Origin of the sequence: Streptomyces monashensis (genome assembly GCF_001866665.1) — a bacterium.
Lineage (GTDB): Bacteria > Actinomycetota > Actinomycetes > Streptomycetales > Streptomycetaceae > Streptomyces > Streptomyces monashensis.
Genome location: NZ_MLYO01000041.1, coordinates 177,664 through 199,333, shown reverse-complemented (window position 1 = coordinate 199,333; position 21,670 = coordinate 177,664). Strand labels below are relative to the sequence as shown.

At 70.2% G+C, this 21,670-nt stretch carries 18 protein-coding genes; 12 read left to right on the top strand and 6 right to left on the bottom strand.

The annotated features are described in order from the left end of the window. The first annotated feature begins 241 nt into the window (after positions 1–241). Positions 242–1,717, top strand: a complete 1,476-nt coding sequence (locus BIV23_RS25455; RefSeq protein ID WP_071383268.1) for an extracellular catalytic domain type 1 short-chain-length polyhydroxyalkanoate depolymerase — start codon at positions 242–244, stop codon at positions 1,715–1,717. A 38-nt stretch (positions 1,718–1,755) separates the two neighbouring features. Then, positions 1,756–2,316: a GNAT family N-acetyltransferase gene (locus BIV23_RS25450; RefSeq protein ID WP_071383267.1), complete on the top strand. Its 561-nt coding sequence runs from the start codon at positions 1,756–1,758 to the stop codon at positions 2,314–2,316. A gap of 17 nt (positions 2,317–2,333) precedes the next feature. Here the strand turns inward: BIV23_RS25450 and BIV23_RS25445 are convergent, their stop codons facing one another. Next, on the bottom strand, positions 2,334–3,572 hold the full coding sequence (locus BIV23_RS25445; RefSeq protein WP_071383266.1) for an MFS transporter: 1,239 nt from the start codon (positions 3,570–3,572) through the stop codon (positions 2,334–2,336). Positions 3,573–3,673: 101 nt separating this feature from the next. Between BIV23_RS25445 and BIV23_RS25440 the strand changes: the two genes are divergently transcribed. Continuing rightward, entirely contained in the window at positions 3,674–4,138 is a 465-nt protein-coding gene (locus tag BIV23_RS25440) for a winged helix-turn-helix transcriptional regulator (RefSeq protein ID WP_071383265.1), read from the top strand. A gap of 134 nt (positions 4,139–4,272) precedes the next feature. Here the strand turns inward: BIV23_RS25440 and BIV23_RS25435 are convergent, their stop codons facing one another. After that, on the bottom strand, positions 4,273–5,181 hold the full coding sequence (locus tag BIV23_RS25435) for a LysR family transcriptional regulator (RefSeq protein ID WP_071383264.1): 909 nt from the start codon (positions 5,179–5,181) through the stop codon (positions 4,273–4,275). A gap of 70 nt (positions 5,182–5,251) precedes the next feature. Here BIV23_RS25435 and BIV23_RS25430 point away from each other — a divergent pair, with 70 nt between their 5' ends. Further along, the gene (locus BIV23_RS25430; RefSeq protein WP_071383263.1) at positions 5,252–6,196 is read left to right on the top strand and encodes an NAD-dependent epimerase/dehydratase family protein; all 945 of its coding nucleotides are present in this window, start codon (positions 5,252–5,254) and stop codon (positions 6,194–6,196) included. Positions 6,197–6,297: 101 nt separating this feature from the next. On the opposite strand, the gene BIV23_RS25425 is transcribed toward BIV23_RS25430, so the two are convergent. Next, positions 6,298–7,257, bottom strand: a complete 960-nt coding sequence (locus tag BIV23_RS25425) for a polysaccharide deacetylase family protein (RefSeq protein WP_245790632.1) — start codon at positions 7,255–7,257, stop codon at positions 6,298–6,300. A gap of 195 nt (positions 7,258–7,452) precedes the next feature. On the opposite strand from BIV23_RS25425, the gene BIV23_RS25420 reads away from it, so the two are divergent. The 3 genes from BIV23_RS25420 (at position 7,453) to BIV23_RS25415 (ending at position 11,254) form a co-directional block, all read left to right on the top strand. After that, positions 7,453–9,168 carry a hypothetical protein gene (locus BIV23_RS25420; protein WP_071383262.1) on the top strand — a complete coding sequence of 572 codons (1,716 nt, stop codon included), beginning with the start codon at positions 7,453–7,455 and terminating at the stop codon, positions 9,166–9,168. Positions 9,169–9,884: 716 nt separating this feature from the next. Continuing rightward, positions 9,885–10,037 (top strand): hypothetical protein, encoded by a 153-nt coding sequence (locus BIV23_RS50500; RefSeq protein WP_177240027.1) that lies wholly within the window; start codon positions 9,885–9,887, stop codon positions 10,035–10,037. Between the two features lie 185 nt (positions 10,038–10,222). Further along, positions 10,223–11,254, top strand: coding sequence for a medium chain dehydrogenase/reductase family protein (locus tag BIV23_RS25415; protein ID WP_071383261.1), 1,032 nt, complete (start codon positions 10,223–10,225; stop codon positions 11,252–11,254). 267 nt (positions 11,255–11,521) lie between these two features. On the opposite strand, the gene BIV23_RS25410 is transcribed toward BIV23_RS25415, so the two are convergent. From BIV23_RS25410 to BIV23_RS25400, 3 genes are all read right to left on the bottom strand, one after another. Next, complete coding sequence (locus tag BIV23_RS25410; RefSeq protein WP_071383260.1) at positions 11,522–11,866, bottom strand: ATP-binding protein; 345 nt, start codon at positions 11,864–11,866, stop codon at positions 11,522–11,524. Between the two features lie 385 nt (positions 11,867–12,251). Further along, on the bottom strand, positions 12,252–12,941 hold the full coding sequence (locus BIV23_RS25405) for a LysM peptidoglycan-binding domain-containing protein (RefSeq protein WP_071383259.1): 690 nt from the start codon (positions 12,939–12,941) through the stop codon (positions 12,252–12,254). A 627-nt stretch (positions 12,942–13,568) separates the two neighbouring features. Further along, a complete protein-coding gene (locus BIV23_RS25400) occupies positions 13,569–14,609 on the bottom strand; it encodes a LacI family DNA-binding transcriptional regulator (protein ID WP_079173360.1) in 1,041 nt (346 codons plus the stop codon). Between the two features lie 196 nt (positions 14,610–14,805). Between BIV23_RS25400 and BIV23_RS25395 the strand changes: the two genes are divergently transcribed. From BIV23_RS25395 to BIV23_RS25375, 5 genes are read left to right on the top strand one after another with little or no spacing between them, the layout of a single operon-like run. After that, the gene (locus BIV23_RS25395; RefSeq protein ID WP_071383258.1) at positions 14,806–16,794 is read left to right on the top strand and encodes a glycoside hydrolase family 127 protein; all 1,989 of its coding nucleotides are present in this window, start codon (positions 14,806–14,808) and stop codon (positions 16,792–16,794) included. A gap of 33 nt (positions 16,795–16,827) precedes the next feature. Further along, the gene (locus BIV23_RS25390; protein WP_071383257.1) at positions 16,828–18,072 is read left to right on the top strand and encodes a sugar ABC transporter substrate-binding protein; all 1,245 of its coding nucleotides are present in this window, start codon (positions 16,828–16,830) and stop codon (positions 18,070–18,072) included. A 25-nt stretch (positions 18,073–18,097) separates the two neighbouring features. Next, positions 18,098–19,069: a carbohydrate ABC transporter permease gene (locus BIV23_RS25385; RefSeq protein WP_071383256.1), complete on the top strand. Its 972-nt coding sequence runs from the start codon at positions 18,098–18,100 to the stop codon at positions 19,067–19,069. Positions 19,070–19,125: 56 nt separating this feature from the next. Beyond that, positions 19,126–19,887 carry a carbohydrate ABC transporter permease gene (locus tag BIV23_RS25380; protein WP_071383335.1) on the top strand — a complete coding sequence of 254 codons (762 nt, stop codon included), beginning with the start codon at positions 19,126–19,128 and terminating at the stop codon, positions 19,885–19,887. 35 nt (positions 19,888–19,922) lie between these two features. Then, positions 19,923–21,662 (top strand): RICIN domain-containing protein, encoded by a 1,740-nt coding sequence (locus BIV23_RS25375; protein WP_071383255.1) that lies wholly within the window; start codon positions 19,923–19,925, stop codon positions 21,660–21,662. The last annotated feature ends 8 nt before the right edge of the window (positions 21,663–21,670 follow it).

The window sequence follows — 21,670 nt, the reverse complement described above, 5'->3', positions numbered from 1 at the left end:
ACCACATGGCGACAGGCGGACGGTCGCGTCCGTCCGTGCCCGACACGCACGACCGGCCTCGGCGGCACCAGCCCTGCACATGTCACGGCGGCCCCTTGGACGCCATGTGTGCGCTACCTACCTCAACTGCCTCTTTTCTGGCCGCTCTTCACATATCGCGGTCCCGTCTCCGGTCGTACGGTCCGCATCCAGCAAGCCGGTGTGCAACATCGCCCTCTCCCCCACCTGTCGGAGCCGCCCCATGCCTTCCTCCACCGCGCGCAGACTCTTCAGGCGCAGCGCAGCGACCGCCGTGATCGGTGCCTTCACCGCGGGCCTGAGTCTGGTCACCCCCCTCGTGCCTGCCGCCCCGGCCGCCGCGGCCTCGGGCACCTTCCAACAGGTCACGGGCTTCGGTTCCAACCCCGGCAACCTGGCGATGTACGAGTACGCGCCGGCGAACCTCCCCGCGAACGCCCCGCTGGTCGTGGCCCTGCACGGCTGCACCCAGTCGGCGAGCGACTACCACACGCACTCCGGCTGGCAGAAGTTCGCCGACGAGTGGGGCTTCGCCGTGGTCTACCCGCAGACCAGCACGGCCAACAACAGCCTGTCCTGCTTCAGCTGGTTCGACTCCACGAAGGACACCCGTGGCAACGGCGAGGCGGCCTCGGTCGAGCAGATGGTCGACACCGCCGTCACACAGTACGGCTCGGACCGCGGCCGCGTCTTCGTCACCGGCCTGTCCGCCGGCGGCGGCATGACCGCCGATCTGCTGGCGGACTACCCCGACCTGTTCGCCGGCGGCGCCGTCGACTCCGGGCTCGCCGCCCAGTGCGCCACCACGCAGAGCGCCGCCTCCGCCTGTCAGTACAGCAACCAGAACCTCACGCCTCGGCAGTGGGGCGACAAGGTCCGCAACTCCCGTCCGGGATACGCCGGACCGTGGCCGCGGGTGGCGATCTGGCAGGGCACCTCCGACACCACCGTCGCCCCGGTGAACGGCACCGAGCTGCGCGATCAGTGGACCGACGTCTGGGACGTCGGACAGACGGCCTCCAGCACCCAGAGCCTGGCCGGCGGCACCACCGAGAGCATCTACGACGACTCCACCGGCCGACCCGCGGTGGCTCTCTTCTCGGTCTCCGGCATGGCCCACGGCCTGGCCGTCAACCCCGGCTCGGGCGCCGACCAGTGCGGCACCACGGGGACGTACTACCTCAACTCCCTCTGCTCCAGCTACTACACGGCGAAGTTCTGGGGTCTGGACGGCTCCGGCGGCGGCTCGGGCAGCGGCTCGCTGCCGGCGCCGTCCGGGGTGACGGTCACCGGCACCACCGACACGGGTGCGTCGCTGTCCTGGAACGCCGTCAGCGGTGCCGCCTCGTACGACGTCTACCGCGACGGAACCAAGGCCGGTTCGGTGACGGGTACTTCGTACACCGACACCGGCCTGTCGGCCGGGACCTCCTACCGGTACACGGTCGCGGCGGTCGACTCCGCCGGCGTCGTGGGCAGTTCCTCGCCGCCGGTCACGGCGACCACGACCGGTGCCGCGCCCCCGTGCTACACCGACAACAACTACAACCAGGTGGCGGCCGGCCGCGCCCACCAGAGCGGCGGATACACCTACGCCGACGGCTCCGGCCAGAACATGGGCCTCTACAACGTCGCCGTCACCCACACGCTGGAGGAGACCTCCCCGGGCTACTTCGTCATCGCCGATACCGGCTGCTGAGACGGCACGACGCGAGATCGCGGTACTAGAGTGCCGAGGTGATCATTCCTCCTGAAGTACTGCCGGACGGTGTCGTGTTGCGGATCGTCTCCGTCGACGACGCGGAAGCACTGCACGCCGCGTACGTGGCGAACCGGGAGTATCTGGCTCCTTGGGAACCTCACCGTCCGGACAGCTTCTTCACCGTCGCGGGGCAGGCCGAGCGCACGGCCGAGCGTTTGCGGGAGTTCGCTGAACACCGCCTCGTACCCTGGGTGTTGGAGAGCGACGGCTCGATCGTCGGCGCGGTGACCCTCACGAGCCTGGTCTTCGGGCCCTTTCGAAGCGCGTCCCTGGGGTACTGGGTGGCCGCCGGCCGGCAGAACCGGGGACTGGCCGGCGCGGCGGTGGCGAGCGTCTGCCGCACGGCCCGCGACATCATCGGCCTGCACCGCGTCGAGGCCGGCACGCTCCTCGACAACGGCCCCTCGCAACGTGTGCTGGAGAAGAACGGTTTCGAACCGATCGGCATGGCTCCGCGCTATCTGCACATCAACGGGGAGTGGCGGGACCACCGTCTGTTCCAGCGGATTCTGCACGACGGCCAGTTGTCGGACTGACCGCCGCCGCACCCTGCTCACTCGCGCCCGTCGCTCCCGACGCACCGGGTCATCGCCCACAGCAGCAGCGCGGCGCAACTGAACGCCGCCCCCAGGGCGGACACCCCTGGCCACCCCGTCGTCGCGTACGCCAGGGAGGAGCCGATGGCGCCGAGGGCACTGCCCGCCGAGTAGAAGACCATGTAGCCGCCGATGATCCTGCTTCCCGCGTCCGGGTGTACGGCGTAGACGAGGGACTGGTTGGTCACGTGCACGGCCTGGACGGCGAAGTCGAGGAGGACGGTTCCGACGGCCAGCGCCCACAGTGACTGCCGGGTGAACGCCAGCGGCAGCCACGACACGGCGAGCAGGACCAGCGCGGTGCCCGTGGTCCGCTGCGCGAGTCCGCGGTCGTTCCATCGACCGGCGGCACCGGCGGCCGCGGCTCCGGCCGCTCCGGCGAGCCCGAAGGCACCGATCGCGGTGTGCGTCAGCGACCAGGGCGGGCTGCTGAGCGGCTGGACGACGCTGCTCCACAGCGTGCTGAAGGCCGCGAAGACCAGCAGGGCCAGCCCACCGCGGACCCGGAGCAGAGGGTGGCGGGCGAACAGGGCGACGGTCGATGTCAGCAGGCGTCGGTACGGCATGACCGCCACCGGCGGCCGGTCGGCAGGCAGGGCGCGGCGCAGGAGCACGGCGAGTATCGCGGTCAGCGCAGCCGAGCAGAGGTAGACGGCACGCCATCCGGCCAGGTCGGCCACGATGCCCGCCACGGTGCGGGCCAGCAGAACGCCGGTGATGACGCCGCTGGTGACCGCTCCGACGACCCGCCCCCGAAAGGACGGAGCGGCGAGATGGGCCGCCGCGGCCACCATGGTCTGGGCGACGACGGCGAGCGCTCCCACCGCCGCGAGGGCGGCGAGCAGCGCCGTGATGCCGGGCGCCAGGGCGACAGCCAGCAACGCGACGGCGAGCAGGCCGAGTTGGAGCGTGATCAGCCTGCGCCGGTCCATGCGGTCACCGAGCGGGACGAGCAGGAACAGGCCTGCGGCGTATCCGAGTTGGGTGACGGTGACGATGGCGCCGAGCAGGCCGGAGCCGAGCGAGAACCGCTCTCCGAGCGTGACCAGGAGGGGTTGGGCGAAGTAGACGTTCGCCACCGCGCTACCGCAGGCGACGGCGAAGAGCAGGGTCAGGCGCGCGGACGGCGGCCCGGGCGGTGCGAGTGCGGTGTTCACGGCCGTCCGGCCGCCGGCCGTCGAGCAGTCGCTCGGCATAGAGTGCCCCCTCACACACTGGTTGCAACTTGCTACCAACCCGAGCCTAGGCGGCGAGGTAGCATGTTGCAACCAGGGGTGGTGCCGAGAAGGAGAGTGGGATGGTCACCCGTACACGTTTCGACGCGGACCCGTGTCCCGTCGCCCGGTCGATCGACGCCATCGGCGACTGGTGGTCGTTGCTGATCGTGCGCGACGCGTTCGACGGCAGTCGCCGCTTCGGCCAGTTCCAGCGGAGCCTGGGCATCGCCAAGAACATCCTCACCAGCCGGCTGCGCACGCTGGAGGAGGCCGGGGTGATGACAACCGCACCCGCCTCCGACGGCAGCCCGTACCAGGAGTACGTGCTCACGGACAAGGGCCAGGCACTCTTCCCCGTCGTCGTGGCACTGCGCCAGTGGGGCGAGACACACTGCTTCCACCCCGGGGAGGCCCACTCGCGACTCCTCGACCGACGTAACGGACGCCCGTTGAGCCCTCTGAAGATCCATGCCGACGACGGACGCCCGGTCGGTCCGGACGAGACCGTCGTCGAAAAGCTCACCACCGTGAACGACGGTGACTGACACGGCGTACGACGGAGCGCGGCGTCGGTCCCTGCTCGCACCGCGCATGCCCACCCGGTTCGCGGACGGCACGATCCCCGAACTCCGCCCCGCGGACCGGCAGTGGGGCACGGCACCAGATCGTGCCGTGCGGGTCAGGTGTCGTCCTGCGCTGCGGCCTGTCCCTGGAGGGCCCGTATCACTGTCCTGACCTGGGCGTGGTTGCGGCGGAGGAGCGTGGCGACGCCGATGTGCCGGGTCGGCGTCGGCGGCGCGATCGGGATGGTGCGCACTCCTGCCACGTGCGGGGTCTGCGCGAGGGAGGGGATCAGCGAGACTCCCAGTCCCGCGGCGACGAGCGAGCGGGCGAAGAAGTAGTCCGTCGTCGTACCGCGCACCTCCGGGGCGAAGCCGGCACGTTCGGCGTAACGGCGCAGGTACGTCTCGGTCTTGAGGCAGCCCAGCACCCAGGGCTCGGCCGCCAGCTCGGCGATGTCGATCGTCTCGCGGTCGGCCAGGGGATGGGCGTCGGGCAGGGCGACGTACAGGGGGTCTTCCATCAGTTCGGTCCACGCCAGGCTGGAGTTCGGGCCCTGCCGGCCGGGCAGCGGGCCGTCGAAGTGGTAGGCGAGGGCGAGGTCCACGGCGCCCTGGCGGACCAGGGGCAGGCTCTCTTCGGGCTCGCTCTCCCTGACGTGGACCACGGTCTCGGGATGAGCGGCGGTGAGGCGGGCGAGTGCGCCGGGCAGCAGGAGCCTGCCGCCGCTGGTGAAGGTGGCGATGGTGAGCTGAGTGCGGCCGCTGCCGAGTCGGTCGATCTGCTGTTTGGCGTGTTCGAGCTCCGCGGCGACCGACTCGGCGGCCCCGACCATGATCCGGCCGGCCGGGGTGAGCGTGACGCCGCGCGTACTACGCGCCACGACCTGGGCGCCAAGGCTGCGCTCCAGCGCGGCGACGTGCTGGGACACGGCCGAGGGGGTGAGGTGGAGGACTGCCGCCGCCCGGTTGAAGCTGCCCAGCTCCGCCACCGCTCGCAGGACACGCAACCGCTGCACGTCGATCAACAGTATTCCTTAACACGTTTCCAGTAGGTGGGCACTTCTGCTGATGACGGTAGATGTCCAGGATGGTGGCATGCAAAGGATCAGCGTCATCGGCGGAAGTCGGTACTTCGGAAAGCTCCTGGTCGAGCGCCTGCTGGCGGGCGGCCACCAGGTCACGGTGATCAATCGTGGCTCCGCTCCGCCGCCTGCCGGGGCCGAGCACCTCGTCGTCGACCGCGACGACGAGGCCGCCCTGATCGCCGCCCTCGGCTCGCGCACCTTCGACGTGGTCGTCGACCAGGTCTGCTACACGCCCGTGCAGGCCGCGATCGCCGCCCGCGCCTTCAGCGGCCGCACCCGGCGCTACGTCATGACCTCCACCATCGAGGTCTACGACCCGGCGACCGCCGACTTGCGGACCGTTCCGCCCGGCACCCCGGTGCCGGAGGAGGTCGTGGACGCGTCCACGTGGCGGGTGGCCATGGACCGGCCGTGGCACGACGCGGCGTACCGGGAGGCGCACTACGCCGAAGGCAAGCGCCAGGCGGAGGCCGTCTTCGCCCGCCATCGCGGGTTCGGCTTCGCCGCCGTTCGCAGCGCCCACGTACTCGGTGGCGGCGCGGCGGAGTTCACCGGCCGGCTGGCGCACCACGTCGAGCACATCACCCAGGGCACGCAGATCACGGTGCATGCCGAGACCCTGCCCACGGTCTTCATCCACCACGAGGAGCTGGCCGACCTGCTGCTGTGGGCGGCCACGCTCACCGACGTCACCGGTCCGATCAACGCCTGCTCCGACGGCCCACTCGACGTACACGACCTGGGTGCCGTCATCTCCGCGCAGGCCGGCAGAAAGGCCGTGTACCGGCGCGCCGCCGCGGGCGAGCATGCCTCGCCGTTCTCCCTCGACCGCCACTACGCCATGAGCAACGCCCGCGCCAAAGAACTGGGCTTCTCCTTCTCCCACACCACCGACTGGCTCCCCGGTGCCGTCGCCGAAGCCCTCGTCGACACCGCCGACAGTCACCACCGGTAGCCTCTCGCAAGCCGACCCGGTCCGGCTGTCTGTTATTTGATGGACGGAGAGAGGCACGTCATTCTCGCCTACGGAACGATCGGCGGACGTCGCTCGCCCGCTCAGGGCCCGAAAGGCGCCCGCAACGCGGTCGATGAGCTGCGGGCGGCCCGCTGCCGGCGTCCCGGTGGCTGGATGTAGTCCTCCAGGCGCGCCACGGCGAATCCCTGCTCCTGGATGCGTCTGAGCAGGTGGCCGAACATCCGCGTCATCGTGGTGCCCTTGAGCTCACCGGGCCCGCGGAAGTGCGCGAGGATGATGTCACCGGCGCGCAGCTTGTTGTCCGCGTCCTGGTACTGCATGTCGCGGATCTGCATGGATTCGCGCCACCACACGATCGCACGGGGTCCGCACTCCCCGACCGCTGTCCTGGTGTTCTCGTCGTAGGCGCCGTAGGGCGGGCGGAACAGCAGCGGAGCGGTGCCGTACTCCTCGGTGAGGATTTTCTGGTCGCCGCACACCTCGTCCTTCTGGTGGGCCAGAGGGGCGGAGCTCATGACCGGATGGTGCAGGGTGTGGTTCTGGATGTGGTTGCCCAGCGCCTGAAGCGATGTGAAGTACGCGTAGTCCGACTTGATGGCGTCGTTCATCAGGAACATCGTGATCGGGATGTTCAGGTCCCGCATCATCTCGATGAAGGCGGGGTCCTTTTCCTGTCCGTCGTCGATGGTGATGAAGACGACCTTCTGCGTGGTCGGTACGTGGGTGAGGACCGGAACGGTTCCGGTGGCGGTGAGTTTCACCGGTTTGTCGGCCGGGGGCCACGGAGCATCCGGCAGCGGAGTCAGGCCCCACCTGTGCCAGGCGGCCGCGGTGCGGGCAGATCCGGCTGTGCTGCCGGGGGCGCCCGTCGGCCTGGCACGTTGCGCGGGTAGCCGCGCATGACCGGATCCGTCGCCGCTCGCGCCGCATCCGCCGACCGTCAGGACGGCCGCGGCCGTGCCCGCGAGCATCCCCGTCACCGGCCGGTACCAGGTTCCCCGGCCCATCCATCGCTTCACCGTGCCGACCTCAGCTGACATTCGATCATGATCTGCTGAAACGATAGCCCGATGTGTCATAGAAACGATCAATCATCGGCGCGAATCCACTACGTGGCACCGAGCCGTCAGGCAGCGGGCCGCTGAGCCCCGGGGTTCGACGTAGGGTCGTCTCCCTGGTCACCGTCGCACCCTCCCAGCGACCGGGACGGTGGCCGTCAGCCTTGAGGAGTTCGTATGCGCTACTACGACCTCGGCAGCCACGGCCGGCGTGTGACGACGTCGTCCCCCCAGGCCCAGACGTGGTTCGACCGCGGACTGAACTGGACGTACGCCTTCAACCACGAAGAGGCCGTCCGCTGTTTCGAGGCCGCCGCCGCGGCGGATCCCGACTGCGCCATGGCCGAGTGGGGCCTGGCCTACGCGCTCGGCCCCAACTACAACAAACCGTGGGAGTTCTTCGACGCACAGGACCTGGGACTGACGGTGGAGCGTGCGCATGCCGCCGTACGGCGCGCACAGGCGAAGGCCGTCGGCGCCACCCCGGTCGAGCAGGCCCTCATCGGTGCGCTGCGTGCCCGCTATCCACAGGCCCAGGCCCCAAACACCGAAGACTGTTCCGTGTGGAACGCCGCGTACGCCGACAGCATGCGGGCCGTCCATCGGATGGCGGCCGACGACCTCGACGTGGCCACCCTGTACGCCGATGCCCTGATGAACCTCACGCCCTGGCGGCTGTGGGACATCCGCACGGGCACACCGGCCCCGGGCGCGCGCACCGTCGAGGCCAGGGCGGTACTGGAGCGGGCGATCGCCACGGAGGCGGGCCCCCGGCACCCGGGCCTCCTTCACCTGTACATCCACCTGATGGAGATGTCCCCGACGCCCGAGGCGGCCCTGCCCGTGGGCGACCGGCTGCGCGGTCTGGTGCCGGACGCGGGCCATCTCCAGCACATGCCCTCGCACCTGGAAGTGCTCTGCGGCGACTATCGCCGGGTGATCTCCGACAACACGGAGGCGATCGCAGCCGACGAGAAGTTCCACGGCAGGGCCGGGGCGATGAACTTCTACACCCTGTACCGGTGCCACAACTACCACTTCAAGATCTACGGGGCGATGTTCCTCGGTCGCTTCCAGGACGCGCTCGAGACGGCGGACCGGCTCGAAGCGGCCGTGCCCGAGGCGCTGTTGCGCCTGGACAGCCCGCCCATGGCGGACTGGCTGGAGGGCTTCCTCGCGATGCGGGTGCACGTACTCATCCGGTTCGGCCGCTGGCACGACATCCTGGCCCTGCCGATGCCCGCCGACCCGCAGTTGTACTGCGTGACCACGGCAATGCTGCGCTACGCACGCGGGGTCGCGTTCTCGGCGTTGAACCGGATCGAGGAAGCCGACGCGGAACGTGAGCTCTTCCGCGAGGCCGCCGCCCGGGTCCCGGAGACCCGGATGCTGTTCAACAACACCTGTGCGGACATCCTGGCGATCGCCGGGCACATGCTGGACGGAGAGCTGGACTACCGCAAGGGGAACCACGAGGCCGCGTTCACCGCCCTGCGCCGGTCGATCGAGCTGGACGACGGCCTTCCGTACGACGAACCGTGGGGATGGATGCAGCCCACCCGGCACGCATACGGCGCGCTGCTCCTCGAACAGGGCCTGGTGGCGGAGGCCGAGGCCGTCTACCGGGCCGATCTCGGACTCGACGACACACTGCCGCGCGCACAGCAACACCCGGGAAACGTCTGGGCGTTGCACGGCCTCCACGAGTGCCTCGTACGGCTCGGCAAGGCGGGCGAGGCGCAGATCGTGGCACAGCAGCTGAAGATCGCCGCCGCGCTGGCGGACGTGCCGATCGAGACGTCCTGCTTCTGCCGAATGGAGACCGTCGCGGTCGCCATGCCTCAAGAGGGGTGCTGTTCACAGGCCGGACACACATCTGCCTGTGGTTCTTGACGCGGAGTTCGTCGTGGGCGACCCCGTGCACTGCCGTCCAGACCGTGCCGGGGCAGCGGCAATCTGCCGGGGGTACCGCCCGCTTCAGCCATGTCGACTGGGCCGAAGCCGCTTTCGCGGTGCTCGCCGACAGCGGCCCGGCAGCCGTCGCGGTCGAGCCCGTCGCAGCCAGGCTCGGCGCGTCCAAGTCCAGCTTCTGCTGGCTGTTCGAAGTCCGGCAGTCCTTGCCGGAGGCGGCGCTGGAGTGTTGGGAACAGCGTCAGACCACGGCGGTGCAGTCGACACCCGACGCGGTCACGGACCCGGCAGAACGGCTGCGGATCCTGGCGCATCACGCCCATGCGGGCCCGGTCGCGCACCTCTGCGACCAGCCGGTCCTTGGCCTCGAACAGCGTGCGCACCGCCGCCGTCGACGCGGCGGCCGGTGCGCGGACCGTGACCGACTCCGGGGGGACGGGTGGCGAATGCGCCGTCCGCGGCGACGCGCGCCACTGACCCCGAGTCAGGACAATGGCGACCCGGCCGCGCCTGGCCGTCACATGCCTCTTTGTGGCTGAGACCGCTCACCGTATGTCCGCGGCGAGCCGGTGGTCCGGCAGTGCGATGTCCCCGGCCTTGGCGAACTGTGCGGCGAGCAGGTCCCGCATCGGCCGGCGGGTCATCTGCCGCACGGAGAGGTCACGCAGGCGAATGCCGAGCCGACCAGAGGGCGCCGGGTGAACTGGCGCCGGCCGCTTCCCGGCACTCTCCCGCCTCGCCGCAACCGTTACGACCCCGACCCCGACTCCGTCTTCGAGTTCGGCCTCCAGCGCCTCCAGCGCCTCCTCGACGGCCTCGCCTCGCTCCTCGAGGAGAACAACGCCGGTTGACCGGAGCACCGCAGCGGAAGGGGCGGGTCGGCTCCGTGAGCGGCGCTCGCGGTGGGGCGATCCCGCTCCGCCGCTCTCCCCGCCCGTATGAGTTAGAAGGTATCACGGTTGCGATTGACCATCGCACGGCATTGTGTTAGAACTTCTAACGAACGCGACACCCACTAGAGAAAAGGAGGGTGGTCATGAGCAACCACCCCTTCGTCGAAGTCGTTCTGCCGGGCATCGTGGAGCCGGAAGGCCTGCAAATCCGCCGCGCGGCGGTCCCGGACCCCGGCCCGGGACAGATCGTGATCGCCATGGAGGCGACCGGCGTCTCCTTCGCCGAGCAGCAGATGCGCCGCGGGCGGTACTACGACCAGCCCCCGTTCCCGTTCGTGCCCGGCTACGACCTGGTGGGCCGGGTGCTGTCGACCGGACAGGGAGTCGACCCGGCCCTGACCGGACGACGTGTGGCGGCGCTGGTCAAGGTCGGCGGCTGGGCCAGCCACGTGACCGTCGAGGCGCGGGACGCCGTCGAGGTCCCCGAGGGGCTGACCGCCAGCGAGGCCGAGACCGTCGTGGTCAACGGCATCACCGCCTGGCAGATGCTGCACGGCACGGCCCGCGTGCGCGCCGGGCAGACCGTCCTGGTGCACGGGGCTGGCGGCGGCGTGGGCCTGATCCTGGTCCAACTCGCCCGCGCAGCCGGTGTGAAGGTGATCGGTACGGCCTCCGCCCGCCATCACGACGTGCTGCGGGACCTCGGCGTCGCCCCGGTCGACTACCGTACGGCGAACGTGCCGGCCCGGGTCCGTGAGCTGGCCCCCGGCGGAGTGGACGCCGTCTTCGATCACGTCGGCGGGCGCAGTGTCATCGACTCCTGGCACCTGCTCGCCCCCGGCGGCACCCTGGTCTCGTACGGCAGCGCCTCCACCCGTGACGACAGCGGTTCCAAGCAGTTGCCGGTCCTCAAGATCCTTGCTCGCATCTGGCTCTGGAACACCCTGCCCAACGGCCGCCGTGCCCACTTCTACAACATCTGGGCCGGCCAGAAGCTCCACAAGGATCGCTTCCGCGCACGGCTGCATGCCGACCTCACCGAGGTGTTCACCGCTCTGAGCCGCGGCGACATCACCGCCCCCGTCGCCGCCCAACTGCCGCTCGCCAGGGCAGCCGAGGCCCTGCGCCTGGCGGAGTCCGGAACCGTCACCGGCAAGGTCGTCCTGACTCCCTGACCCACCGATCCCGATCCTCAATCCCCGAACCTGCGAGCCCCGGACTCCACCTGCAGCCCGTCATCCTGAGAACCGACACCATGACGCGCCGCCCGGCCCGCGTCGCAGCAACCCTGGCCTGCGCCTTCGCCGTCACCGCAGCCCTCGGCACCAACGCCTCCGCCGCGCAGCCCGACACCTCCCCCACCGGCACCACCGGCACGACGTCGCCTCGGGCAGGCAACTCCCAGCAGCCCTCGCCCGCCTCCGCCGGCAACGTGCCCTCGGTCACCCCGGAGAAGCCCGGGACGTGCCGCGCACCCCGGTGCCGCCGCCCTCGGCCGCCCCGCCTCGGCCGTCGTCGGAGATCTTCGCGCGGACCGTGCCGCCGACCCTGGTCAAGATGACCGACGCGGAACCGGCGTGGCTGTGCTTGGCCGCGTTGGTGAGTGCCTCGGTGATGGCGAAGTACACGGCGACCTCGACCTTCGCCGGTACATCGCCGAGCTCGCCGAGTTCCACGGTGGCGGGTATCGCCCAGCGGGCGGCGGCCGCCGAGACCGCGCCGACAAGGCCCCGGTCGGCGAGGATCGACGGGGAGACGGAGCGCAGTACGTCGCGCAGCTCGGCCATCGCCTCCTCGGCGCCCTCCCGCCCGGGGCCAACAGCGGGCCCACCGCCGCGGGGTTGGAGCCGAGCGTCCCGTCGGCGGGCGCAGGCCGGAGCAGTACGCCGACCGCAGTTCCTGGTGATGGCGGATCCCGAGGGCAATGAGTTCTGCATCATCCCTGAGGGTCCCTCGGAACTCGACGACGAGGGACGCGCGAACCACCTCGGCTGATGGTCCAACACATCCGAGGCACAGGACAGCCGGACGGGACTTTCGCACGAGGCGGCACCGGAGCCCGTCGTTGGCGTCGGTCTGACCGCCTTCTTTGCCGGTGCAACTCGCGGCCACGGCGATCAAGCGTCGCCGTGACCGCGAGCTCGAGGACTGCCCTGGAGCGGTGATTCCCGGTCAGTAGGGTCCGTTGACGTTGTCGATGGAACCGTACCGGTGGAAGGCGTAGTTGCACGCGGCGGTGATGTTGGCGACGGGGTCGTAGATATTCGTCGACGTACCCGGCACGTGGTAAGCGCTGAAGGTGGGCTGAATCACCTGGAGCAGGCCGATGGAGGGCGTGCCGGCGGCGGCGTTGGAGTCCCAGAGGTTGATGGCGTTGGGCTTGCCGGAGGATTCCCGCATCACGTTGCGGTAGATCCCGTTGTAGCTGCCGGGGATGCCGTTCTGGGCCATGATCGCCAGGGAGTGCTTGATCCAGCCGTCCAGGTTGTCGGTGTACGTCTGGCCGCCGGCGGTCGTGGTGGACGCAGCCTTCGTGGCGGTTGCCGGCTGCGTGGGGGTTGCCGGCTGCGCGGCGGGGGTCGATCCGGTGGGCAGGGTGAGGACCTGCCCCGGCTGGAGGGCGTAGGGGCTGGTGAGGTGGTTGGCCGTCGCGATGGCGAGCCAGCCGCCGGGTACGTGCTGCGCGCGGGCTATGGACGCCAGGTGGTCGCCGGGCTGGACGGTGTAGGTGGCCGCGGCGGAATCGGCGGGTGCGGCCTGGGCCGTGCCCAGTGCGGCGACGGAGACCATGGCGAGGGTGCCGACGGTGACGGCGATACGTCGGCGTGCCGAGGAGGGGTGCTTGCGGGCATGACGGGGCATGGAGCGGTCCTCTTCCAGAATTTGCATGACCCGCAGTTGCCGGTTCCCCTCGGCAAGCTGCACCACATTTCGTCCAGCGGTGCACTGCGGCGCGCACATTGTTAGCCCGTCGGGAATAAATCGACAATTCCCTACTTCACTAACTCGCGTCGTTGTTCCGTCGCCCCGGCGCGGCGCGAGAGTCCGGGAATTGGGGGATTTATGCGCGACTTAGGCCACTAAGACGCGTAGTAGGTGAATTGAGTCACCTGAATCGAACGCGACGCCTTAGCGGTTTAAACAATGACGTACCGAGCTTTGATTACGTATGGGATTAAATAGGACATAGTCTGGCGAAACCCCTTCTGCTTCACGTCACAGCGAAGCGCAAAGGGGCTGGTGCGTGCAGAAGGGATGCACCCCGCACCGGACTCGGCGAGCCGGCGAGTGCCGCCACTCGTCGGCACGCGCCTGCCGGTCCGGGCGGCCCGTCGCCGGGATCACGGCGTTCTCGGCGGCGACGCCGCGGCCCCGAGCGGTCAGGACGCGACGCGCGCGCCGCCGGGACCGGCGTACGTGAGGCAGCGGCCACGGCGACTCACCACGTCGGCGGTACGGCAAGGGAAAGGGGGGCAGGTGCGAGAGTCGTCAGGTCGACTCCCGCACCACCAGCCTGCAGGGCACCGTTCGCACCCCGGGTGTCGCCTCCCCGGCGTCGATCGCTTCGAGCAGCCGAAGGGCCGCGATCCGTCCGATCTCCGCGAGGTTCATGTCGATCGTGGTGAGCGGGGGGCGGCTGGCCAGGGCCATGGTGTCCCAGTTGTCGTAGCCGACGACAGCGATGTCACCGGGGGCGCCGATGCCACGTTCGCGCAGCGCGTCGGTGACTCCGCGGGCGATCTGGTCGTTGCCGCAGAAGACGGCGTCCGTGTCGGGGGCCGTACGCAGCACCGCGTCGGCTGCACGGCGCCCCCATGCCTCGCTCCACTCGCCGAAGTGGACCCGGCCGGTGGACAGTGCGAGACCCGCCTGTTCGAGGTGCTCCACGGCGTGGCGGGCCCGGTCGCGGGCGGCCGCGTGATGCTCGGGACCGGTGATGTGGGCGATGCGGGTGCGGCCGGTGGCCAGCAGGTGTTCCGCGGCCAGCCCGGCGCCGCCCTTGTCGTCCGTGACGACGGACATGTCGCCGGGGTCGGTGGACGGTGAGAGCGCGTAGACCACGGGGACCGACTCCAGGCCCGTGATACCCGTCAGCGGCGGGCGCGGGTCGGTGCGGCGGCCGGTGACGATGATGCCGTCGACGCGGCGGTCCATGAGGTTGCGCAGGTGGTGCTGCTCGCGGATGGAGTCGCCGCGTGTGTCGCACAGCAGGACCGAGATCTTGCCGGCGCCGAGGGCGTCCTCGGCGCCGAGGAGGACCGGCGTGCTGAAGCGGCCGATGCCGTCGGTGGTCATCAGGCCGACGGTCCAGCTGCGGCCGCTGTGCAGGCTCTGGGCGTGCTGGTTGGGGCGGAAGCCGAGGGTCTCCACCGCGTCCAGCACGCGCCGGCGGGTCTCCGGGCGCATCCGGCCGGCGCCGCTCAGCGCCTTGGAGGCCGTGCCCACGCTGACGCCGGCGAGCGCGGCGACGTCGGCGAGCCTGGCCCGGCCGGCGGGAGGGGAGCCTGGAGCACCAGCGGGAGCGGTCACGAGCAAACCTTTTCCTCGACGGCGACGACGCCGTCCATCGTGACAGGCGCGACAGCTCCATGCCACCCCCTGCGCAAGCCGGAGAAACTCCTGCCGCAACCCTTGACCATGAGAGGCAGCTGTCCTCTACTTCTCGCTCAGGAAAACGATTGCTCACCTGTTCTCCTGGTCCGCCCCCGTTTCCTCTCGGAGAGCCATGCCCCGCACCCCTTCCGTCCCGCCCTCCCCCGCCGGTGCCGCGGGTCCGGTCCGCCCCCGTCCCGACGCGCACCTCGCCCTGCGCCCCGCGCCCGCCGCCATCGACGCCGGCTTCTGGCACGACCGGCGCGAGACCAACGCCCGCACCTCCCTCCCGCAGGGTCCCGGCCTGCTGGAAGCCGCCGGGAACCTGCACAACCTGCGGCTGGCGGCGGGCAGCACCGAGGGCACGTTCCAGGGGGCGTACCCCTTCGTCGACACAGACGTGTACAAGTGGCTGGAGGCGGCCGCCTGGCAGCTGGCCCAGGCCCCCGACGACGCGCTAGCCGCCGACGTGGACCGCATCATCGCCCTCGTCGCCGCGGCCCAGCAGCCCGACGGCTACCTCAACACCTGGTTCCAGCTGGTCAAGGACGGTGAGCGGTACCAGGACCTGCGCTGGGGCCATGAGTTGTACTGCGCGGGACATCTCATCCAGGCCGCCGTCGCCCACCACCGGGCCACCGGACACCCCGACCTCCTGGACGTCGCCGTACGGTTCGCCGACCACATCGACGCCGTCTTCGGACCGCCCGGCAGCGGCAGGCCCCTCGACGGCATCGACGGCCACCCCGAGATCGAGACCGCCCTCGCCGAGCTGTACCGCGAGACCGGCGAACGCCGCTACCTCGACCTCGCCGCCTATTTCGTGGACCGCCACGGCCACGGCCTCCTCGGACACGACGCCTACTGCCAGGACCGCGTCCCGCTCCGGGAGGCGACCACCGTCGAGGGCCACGCCGTACGTCAGTTGTACCTGCTCGCCGCCGCCACCGATCTCGCCACCGAGACCGGAGAGTCCAGGCTCCGAGCCGCCACCGAACGGTTGTGGCACGCGATGACCACCACCAAGACCCACCTCACCGGCGGCCTCGGCGCCCACCACGACCAGGAGGACTTCGGCGACCCGTACGAACTGCCCAACGAACGCGCCTACTGCGAGACCTGCGCCGCCATCGCCTGCGTCCAGTGGAGCTGGCGCATGGCCCTGCTCACCGGCGAGGCCCGCTACGGCGACCTGATCGAACGCACCTTGTACAACGGCTTCCTGGCCGGAGTCTCGCTCGACGGCGAGCGCTGGCTCTACGTCAACCCCCTCCAGGTCCGCGACGGCCACACCGACCCCGGCGGGGACCAGTCAGCCCGCCGCACCCGCTGGTTCCGCTGCGCCTGCTGCCCGCCCAACGTCATGCGCCTGCTGGCCTCCCTGGAGCACTACCTGACCAGCACCGACGACGACGGCCTCCAGATCCACCAGTACGTCACCGGTACCTACACCGGCGACGGCATCACCATCAGCGCGCGCACGGACTACCCCTGGAACGGCACGATCGCCCTCACCGTCGAGGACGCCCCGGAGGACCGCTCCCGGACCCTGTCCCTGCGCATCCCGCACTGGTGCCGCGAGTTCCGTGTGCGCTGCGGCGACGACTCCTACGACCGGACGGACGCCCCGGTCACCGACGGCTGGCTGCGCCTGCGCCGCGTATGGGCTCCCGGCGACCAGGTGGTCCTGGAGCTCGCCCTCGACCCCCGCCTGACCGCCGCCGACCCGCGCGTGGACGCCGTACGCGGCTGCGTGGCCATCGAGCGCGGCCCCCTCGTCTACTGCCTGGAGCAGGCGGACCACCCCGGCGGCGGCCTCGACGACATCGTCCTCGACCCCACCCGCCCCCTCGCCGTGAAGCAGCGCCCGGACCAGCTCGGTGGCATCACCACGGTCGTGGCCGCGGGCCGCCGGCGCCGGATTCCGGACGCGGACTGGTGGCCGTACACCCCGTACAGCCCGTTGAACGCTCCGGGCTCTTCCTCCACCGGGACCACCGGGACCGCCGCGGCCGCTGAGAGCCCGGGCGAGGGCGAGCCGCTCGAACTGACCGCCGTGCCCTACTACGCCTGGGCCAACCGCGAGGACGGCAGCATGCGCGTCTGGCTGCCCACCTCCTGACTCCCTCGCCCTACGAACATCGAGGTCAGCCCCGTGACACCCACCTACCGCACTCTCCTCGCCGCGCTCACCGCCGTCGGCGCACTCGTCTCCCTCACCGCCTGCGGTGCCGGCTCCGGCTCCTCGGGCGCCGGCCACGCGTCCTCGGGCACGTACACCTTCTGGGACCCGTATCCGCAGTTCGACGCCTCCTCCCCGTGGGGCAAGCGCGTCGCCGGCTGCGGGACGAGGGCCGGGGTGAAGGTCGCGCGCACCGCGTACGACACCACCGACCTCGGCAACAAGGCGCTGCTGGCCGCCCAGCAGGGCAACGCACCGGACGTGATGCTGGTCGACAACCCGGTCGTCTCGACGCTCGTGGAAGCGGGCATCCTCAACAAGACCGGCGATCTCGGCCTGGACACGACGTCGGTCCAGAAGAACATCATCGGCGCGGGCACCATCGACGGCTCCGCGTACGGCGTGCCCATCGGCGCCAACACGCTCGCCCTCTACTACAACAAGAAGATCCTGTCCGCCGCGGGCGTCACCCCGGCCTCGATCAAGGACTGGAACTCCCTGACCGCCGCCCTGAAGAAGGTCAAGGCGGCCGGAAAGAAGGGAATCACGTTCTCGGCGATCAGCACCGAGGAGGGCAGCTTCCAGTTCCTGCCCTGGTTCTGGGGCGCGGGCGGCGACCTCACCAAGCTGAACTCGGCGCGGGGCGTGGCCGCCCTGTCGCTGTGGAAGCAGTGGGTGGACGCCGGGTACGCGCCCAAGGACGTCATCCAGAACACGCAGACCACCAGCTGGCAGGAGTTCGCCACCGGCACGTACGCGTTCGGTGAGAACGGCACCTGGCAGCTCGGCAACGCGGAGAAGGCCGGGTTCGACCACGGGATCCTCAACATCCCGGCGCGAGAGGGCGGTTCGGCGCCCGTGCCGACCGGTGGCGAGTTCGTCACCGTCCCCGTACAGAAGGACACCTCCCGCTACGACGTCAGCAAGAAGATCGTGGAGTGTCTGACCAGTGATGCCAGTCTGCTGCCGACGGACACCACGCTGATGTATGTGGCGCCCACGGCGGCGGTGCAGGCCGCGCAGGTGAAACAGAACCCGAAGCTGAAGCCGTGGGTGGCCGCGGTGGCCGCCGCGCGCGGCCGCACGAGCGGCGGGCTGGGCACCAAGTACCCGACCATCTCACAGCCGTTGTGGACCGCCGTGCAGTCGGCCCTCTCCGGCGGCAAGAGCCCGCAGGCAGCCCTGGACACCGCCCAGGCGGGCGCGGGGAAGAACTGAGGGCGCCGCGATGACAGGCCGCCCCATGACCATCGCCCGCGCCGACCGACCACGGCGGCGGACACCGGCACCGGTGCAGGCGAGCGGCGCCGGCCGGCTGTCGCCGCAGCGCAGGCTGAGGCGCCGCAGCCGGCTGACCGCACTCGCCTTCGTCGCCCCGCTGATCGCCTACCTCGCCGCCTTCTACGTCTACCCCCTCTACCGCAACCTCGACCTGAGCCTGCGCGACTACACCGTCCGTTCCTTCGTCGCGGGCGACGCGCCGTTCTCCGGCTGGGACAACGTCCGGAAGGTCCTCGACGACCCGACATTCGCCCCGGCGCTGCGGCACACGATGGTCTTCACGTTCGTGTCCATCGCGTTCCAGTACGTCATCGGGCTCGGCCTCGCGGTCTTCTTCAACCGGCATTTCCGGCTCTCGGGCGTGCTGCGGGCCCTGTTCCTCATACCCTGGCTGCTGCCGCTGATCGTGTCCGCGTCCACCTGGTCGTGGATGTTCAACAGCGAGTCGGGTGTGGTCAACTACTTCCTGCACTTCTTCGGAGTCGACCCGGTCGGCTGGCTCACCTCGCCGGACTGGGCGCTGACCTCGGTGATCATCGCCAACATCTGGATCGGGATTCCGTTCAACCTGGTCATCCTCTACAGCGGGCTCCAGAACATCCCCGCCGAGCTGTACGAGGCGGCGGCCCTGGACGGGGCGAACACCTGGCAGGTGTTCCGCCGGATCACCTTCCCGCTGCTGCGCCCGGTCTCCGCGATCACCCTGCTCCTCGGTCTGGTCTACACGCTGAAGGTGTTCGACCTGATCTGGATCATGACGAAGGGGGGTCCCGGCGACTCCTCCTCCACCCTGGCGACCTGGTCGTACCAGCTCGGATTCGGCACGCTGCTGCCGAAGTTCGGCCCGGGTGCGGCCGTCGGCAACCTGCTCATCCTCATCGCCCTGGCCTTCGGGCTGCTCCACATCCGTGTCCAGAGGAGGCTGGAAGCGTGAACACCCGTGCCAGGGGCCGCCGCCACACGATCGTCGGCCTCCTGCTCACCGCGCTGATGCTGTTCCCGGTCTACTGGATGCTGAACGTGTCCCTCACCCCGCAGCAGGACATGCGCAGGAACCCGCCCGACCTGTTCCCGCTGCACCCCACCTTCGAGGGCTACCGGTCGGTCCTGGACGACCAGTTGCCCTACCTGGGCACCAGCCTGGTCATCGGCCTCGGCACGGTCGTCCTCACCCTCCTGATCGCCGCGCCCGCCGGCTACTGCCTGGCGAGACTGCGTCCGCGCGGCGGCGGAGCTCTCGGACTGGCCCTGCTCATCGCCCAGATGATCCCCGGCATCGTCATGGCCATGGGCTTCTACGGCATCTTCCTCGACCTCGGCCTGCTGAACACCTGGTGGGGCCTGGTCGTCGCGGACTCCACCATCGCCGTGCCCTTCGGCGTCATGATCTTCACGGCGTTCATGTCGGGCATTCCCGGCGAGCTGATCGCCGCCTCCCGCATCGACGGCGCGGGCACCTTCCGCACGTTCTGGTCGATCGTGCTGCCGGTGAGCCGCAACGCGCTCGTCACCGTCTCGCTCTTCGGCTTCCTGTGGGCCTGGTCCGACTTCGTGTTCGCCAACACCCTCGACGGCGGCGGCGATCTGCGGCCCATCACCCTCGGTATCTACAAGTACATCGGCAACAACAACCAGGAATGGAACGCGATCATGGCCACGGCCGTCGTCGCCTCCGTCCCCGCCGCGGTCCTGCTCGTCCTCGCACAGCGCTATGTGGCCGCGGGTGTCACCGCGGGCGCGGTCAAGGACTGAACCCCCGCCCCCTCCCCGTGAAGGAGAGCCCGTCCATGAGCCGTACAAGACCCCTCACCGCGCTCCTGAGCGTCAGTGCCCTGGCCGCCACCGCCACCCTCGCCGCGGGCGCCCCGGCCCAGGCGGCCCCCACCTCCGCCACCACCCTGGTGGTCAGCGCGAACCAGACGCTCCGCCCGGTGACCCACGTCGCGAGCGGCAGTCTCTACGGGCTCGCCGACACCGGCACACCCGCAGACAGTCGCGTCACCCCGCTCAGGCCGAACACGTTCGTGCAGATGGCGCCGGGCGGCTCGCAACTGCCCAACGGCGAGCCCAGACCCGCGGGTGACGCCCTCGCGGTCGCGCCGAAGGCGGCCCGTGCCGGCGCCAAGGTCGTCATACGGATGCCGGACTGGTACCCCGACTTCCCCTACAAGTGGGTGAGCTGGAACGACTGGCTGTCGGCGGTCGACCGGCAGGTCGCCTCGGTGAAGTCCTCGGGCGCGGACAACATCGCCGCGTACGAGCTGTGGAACGAGCCCGACTGGACCTGGGACACCGCCGGCGCCGGGTCCTTCGAGGACGGTTGGGCCCGCACCTACAAGGAGGTCCGTGCCAAGGACACCAGGACGCCGATCCAGGGCCCGAGCCACTCGGCCTGGAACCGGTCCTGGATGAGTGCCTTCCTGACCGCCGCCAAGGCCTCGGGCACCGTCCCCGACGTCATCTCCTGGCACGAACTCCAGGGCAGCAAGGACATCGCCGCCCATGTCGCCGCCTACCGCGCCCTGGAGGCCGGCCTCGGCATCAGCCCGCGGCCGGTTGCCGTCGAGGAGTACGGCGAGCCCTCCGAGGTGGGGATCCCGGGCGCCCTCATCGGCTATGTCGCCAAGTTCGAACGGGCCGGCGTACACGACGCCGAACTCGCCTTCTGGAACCACTACGGCACGCTCGGCGACACCCTCACCGACACCGGCGGCTCACCCAACGGCTCGTACTGGATGTACAAGTGGTACGGCGACATGACCGGGACCATGCTGCCCACCACACCCCCGGCACAGACCGGCATCGACGGCGTCGCCTCCCTCAACGGCTCACGCGACCGGATCAGCGTCGTCACCGGCGGCTGCACCGGCTCCTGCGCGGTGACCGTCAACGGCCTGTCCTCGCTGTCCGCCTTCGGCGGCACCGTGCATGTGAAGCTGGAGTACACACCCAGCACCGGCCGTACGACCGCCTCCCCCGGTCCGATCACCGTCTCCGACGCCGACTACACCGTCTCCGGCGGCTCCGTCACCGTTCCCGTGGCGATGAACGCGTCCGACGGCTACCACCTGGTGATCACCCCCAGCGGTACCTCCACGTCGCTGGCGGGCCGCTACCAGATCACCAACGAGAACAGCGGTCTCGCCCTGGACACACTCAACGGCGGTACCGCTCAAGGCACTTCGGTCGTCCAGGCCACCGCCACCACGGGGACGGACCAGAACTGGAGCCTGGTGGCGGCCGGTTCCGGCCTCTACAAGATCGTCAACCAGAAGACCGGCCTGACCCTCGGCATCCAGAACATGAGCACCAGCGCCGGCGGCACAGCGCTGATCTGGGGCGACAGCGGCACCGCCGACCACCTCTGGCAGGTCGTGCCGGCCCGCGACGGCGCCTACAAGATCGCCAACTACAACAGCGGCCTTCTGCTGGGCGTGGACCGGATGAGCACGGCATCCGGCGCCCAGGTCCTCCAGTGGTCCGACAACGGCACGGCCGATCACCTGTGGAGACTGACCGCGCGTTGAGGGCGACC

Bases quoted from the DNA above. Each gene is read 5' to 3' on its own strand.
- BIV23_RS25455 (WP_071383268.1), top strand. From the start codon at position 242: ATGCCTTCCTCCACCGCGCGCAGACTCTTCAGGCGCAGCGCAGCGACC.
- BIV23_RS25445 (WP_071383266.1), bottom strand. From the start codon at position 3,572: ATGCCGAGCGACTGCTCGACGGCCGGCGGCCGGACGGCCGTGAACACC.
- BIV23_RS25440 (WP_071383265.1), top strand. From the start codon at position 3,674: ATGGTCACCCGTACACGTTTCGACGCGGACCCGTGTCCCGTCGCCCGG.
- BIV23_RS25430 (WP_071383263.1), top strand. From the start codon at position 5,252: ATGCAAAGGATCAGCGTCATCGGCGGAAGTCGGTACTTCGGAAAGCTC.
- BIV23_RS25425 (WP_245790632.1), bottom strand. From the start codon at position 7,257: ATGTCAGCTGAGGTCGGCACGGTGAAGCGATGGATGGGCCGGGGAACC.
- BIV23_RS25420 (WP_071383262.1), top strand. From the start codon at position 7,453: ATGCGCTACTACGACCTCGGCAGCCACGGCCGGCGTGTGACGACGTCG.
- BIV23_RS25415 (WP_071383261.1), top strand. From the start codon at position 10,223: ATGAGCAACCACCCCTTCGTCGAAGTCGTTCTGCCGGGCATCGTGGAG.
- BIV23_RS25410 (WP_071383260.1), bottom strand. From the start codon at position 11,866: ATGGCCGAGCTGCGCGACGTACTGCGCTCCGTCTCCCCGTCGATCCTC.
- BIV23_RS25405 (WP_071383259.1), bottom strand. From the start codon at position 12,941: ATGCCCCGTCATGCCCGCAAGCACCCCTCCTCGGCACGCCGACGTATC.
- BIV23_RS25395 (WP_071383258.1), top strand. From the start codon at position 14,806: ATGCCCCGCACCCCTTCCGTCCCGCCCTCCCCCGCCGGTGCCGCGGGT.
- BIV23_RS25385 (WP_071383256.1), top strand. From the start codon at position 18,098: ATGACCATCGCCCGCGCCGACCGACCACGGCGGCGGACACCGGCACCG.
- BIV23_RS25380 (WP_071383335.1), top strand. From the start codon at position 19,126: ATGCTGTTCCCGGTCTACTGGATGCTGAACGTGTCCCTCACCCCGCAG.
- BIV23_RS25375 (WP_071383255.1), top strand. From the start codon at position 19,923: ATGAGCCGTACAAGACCCCTCACCGCGCTCCTGAGCGTCAGTGCCCTG.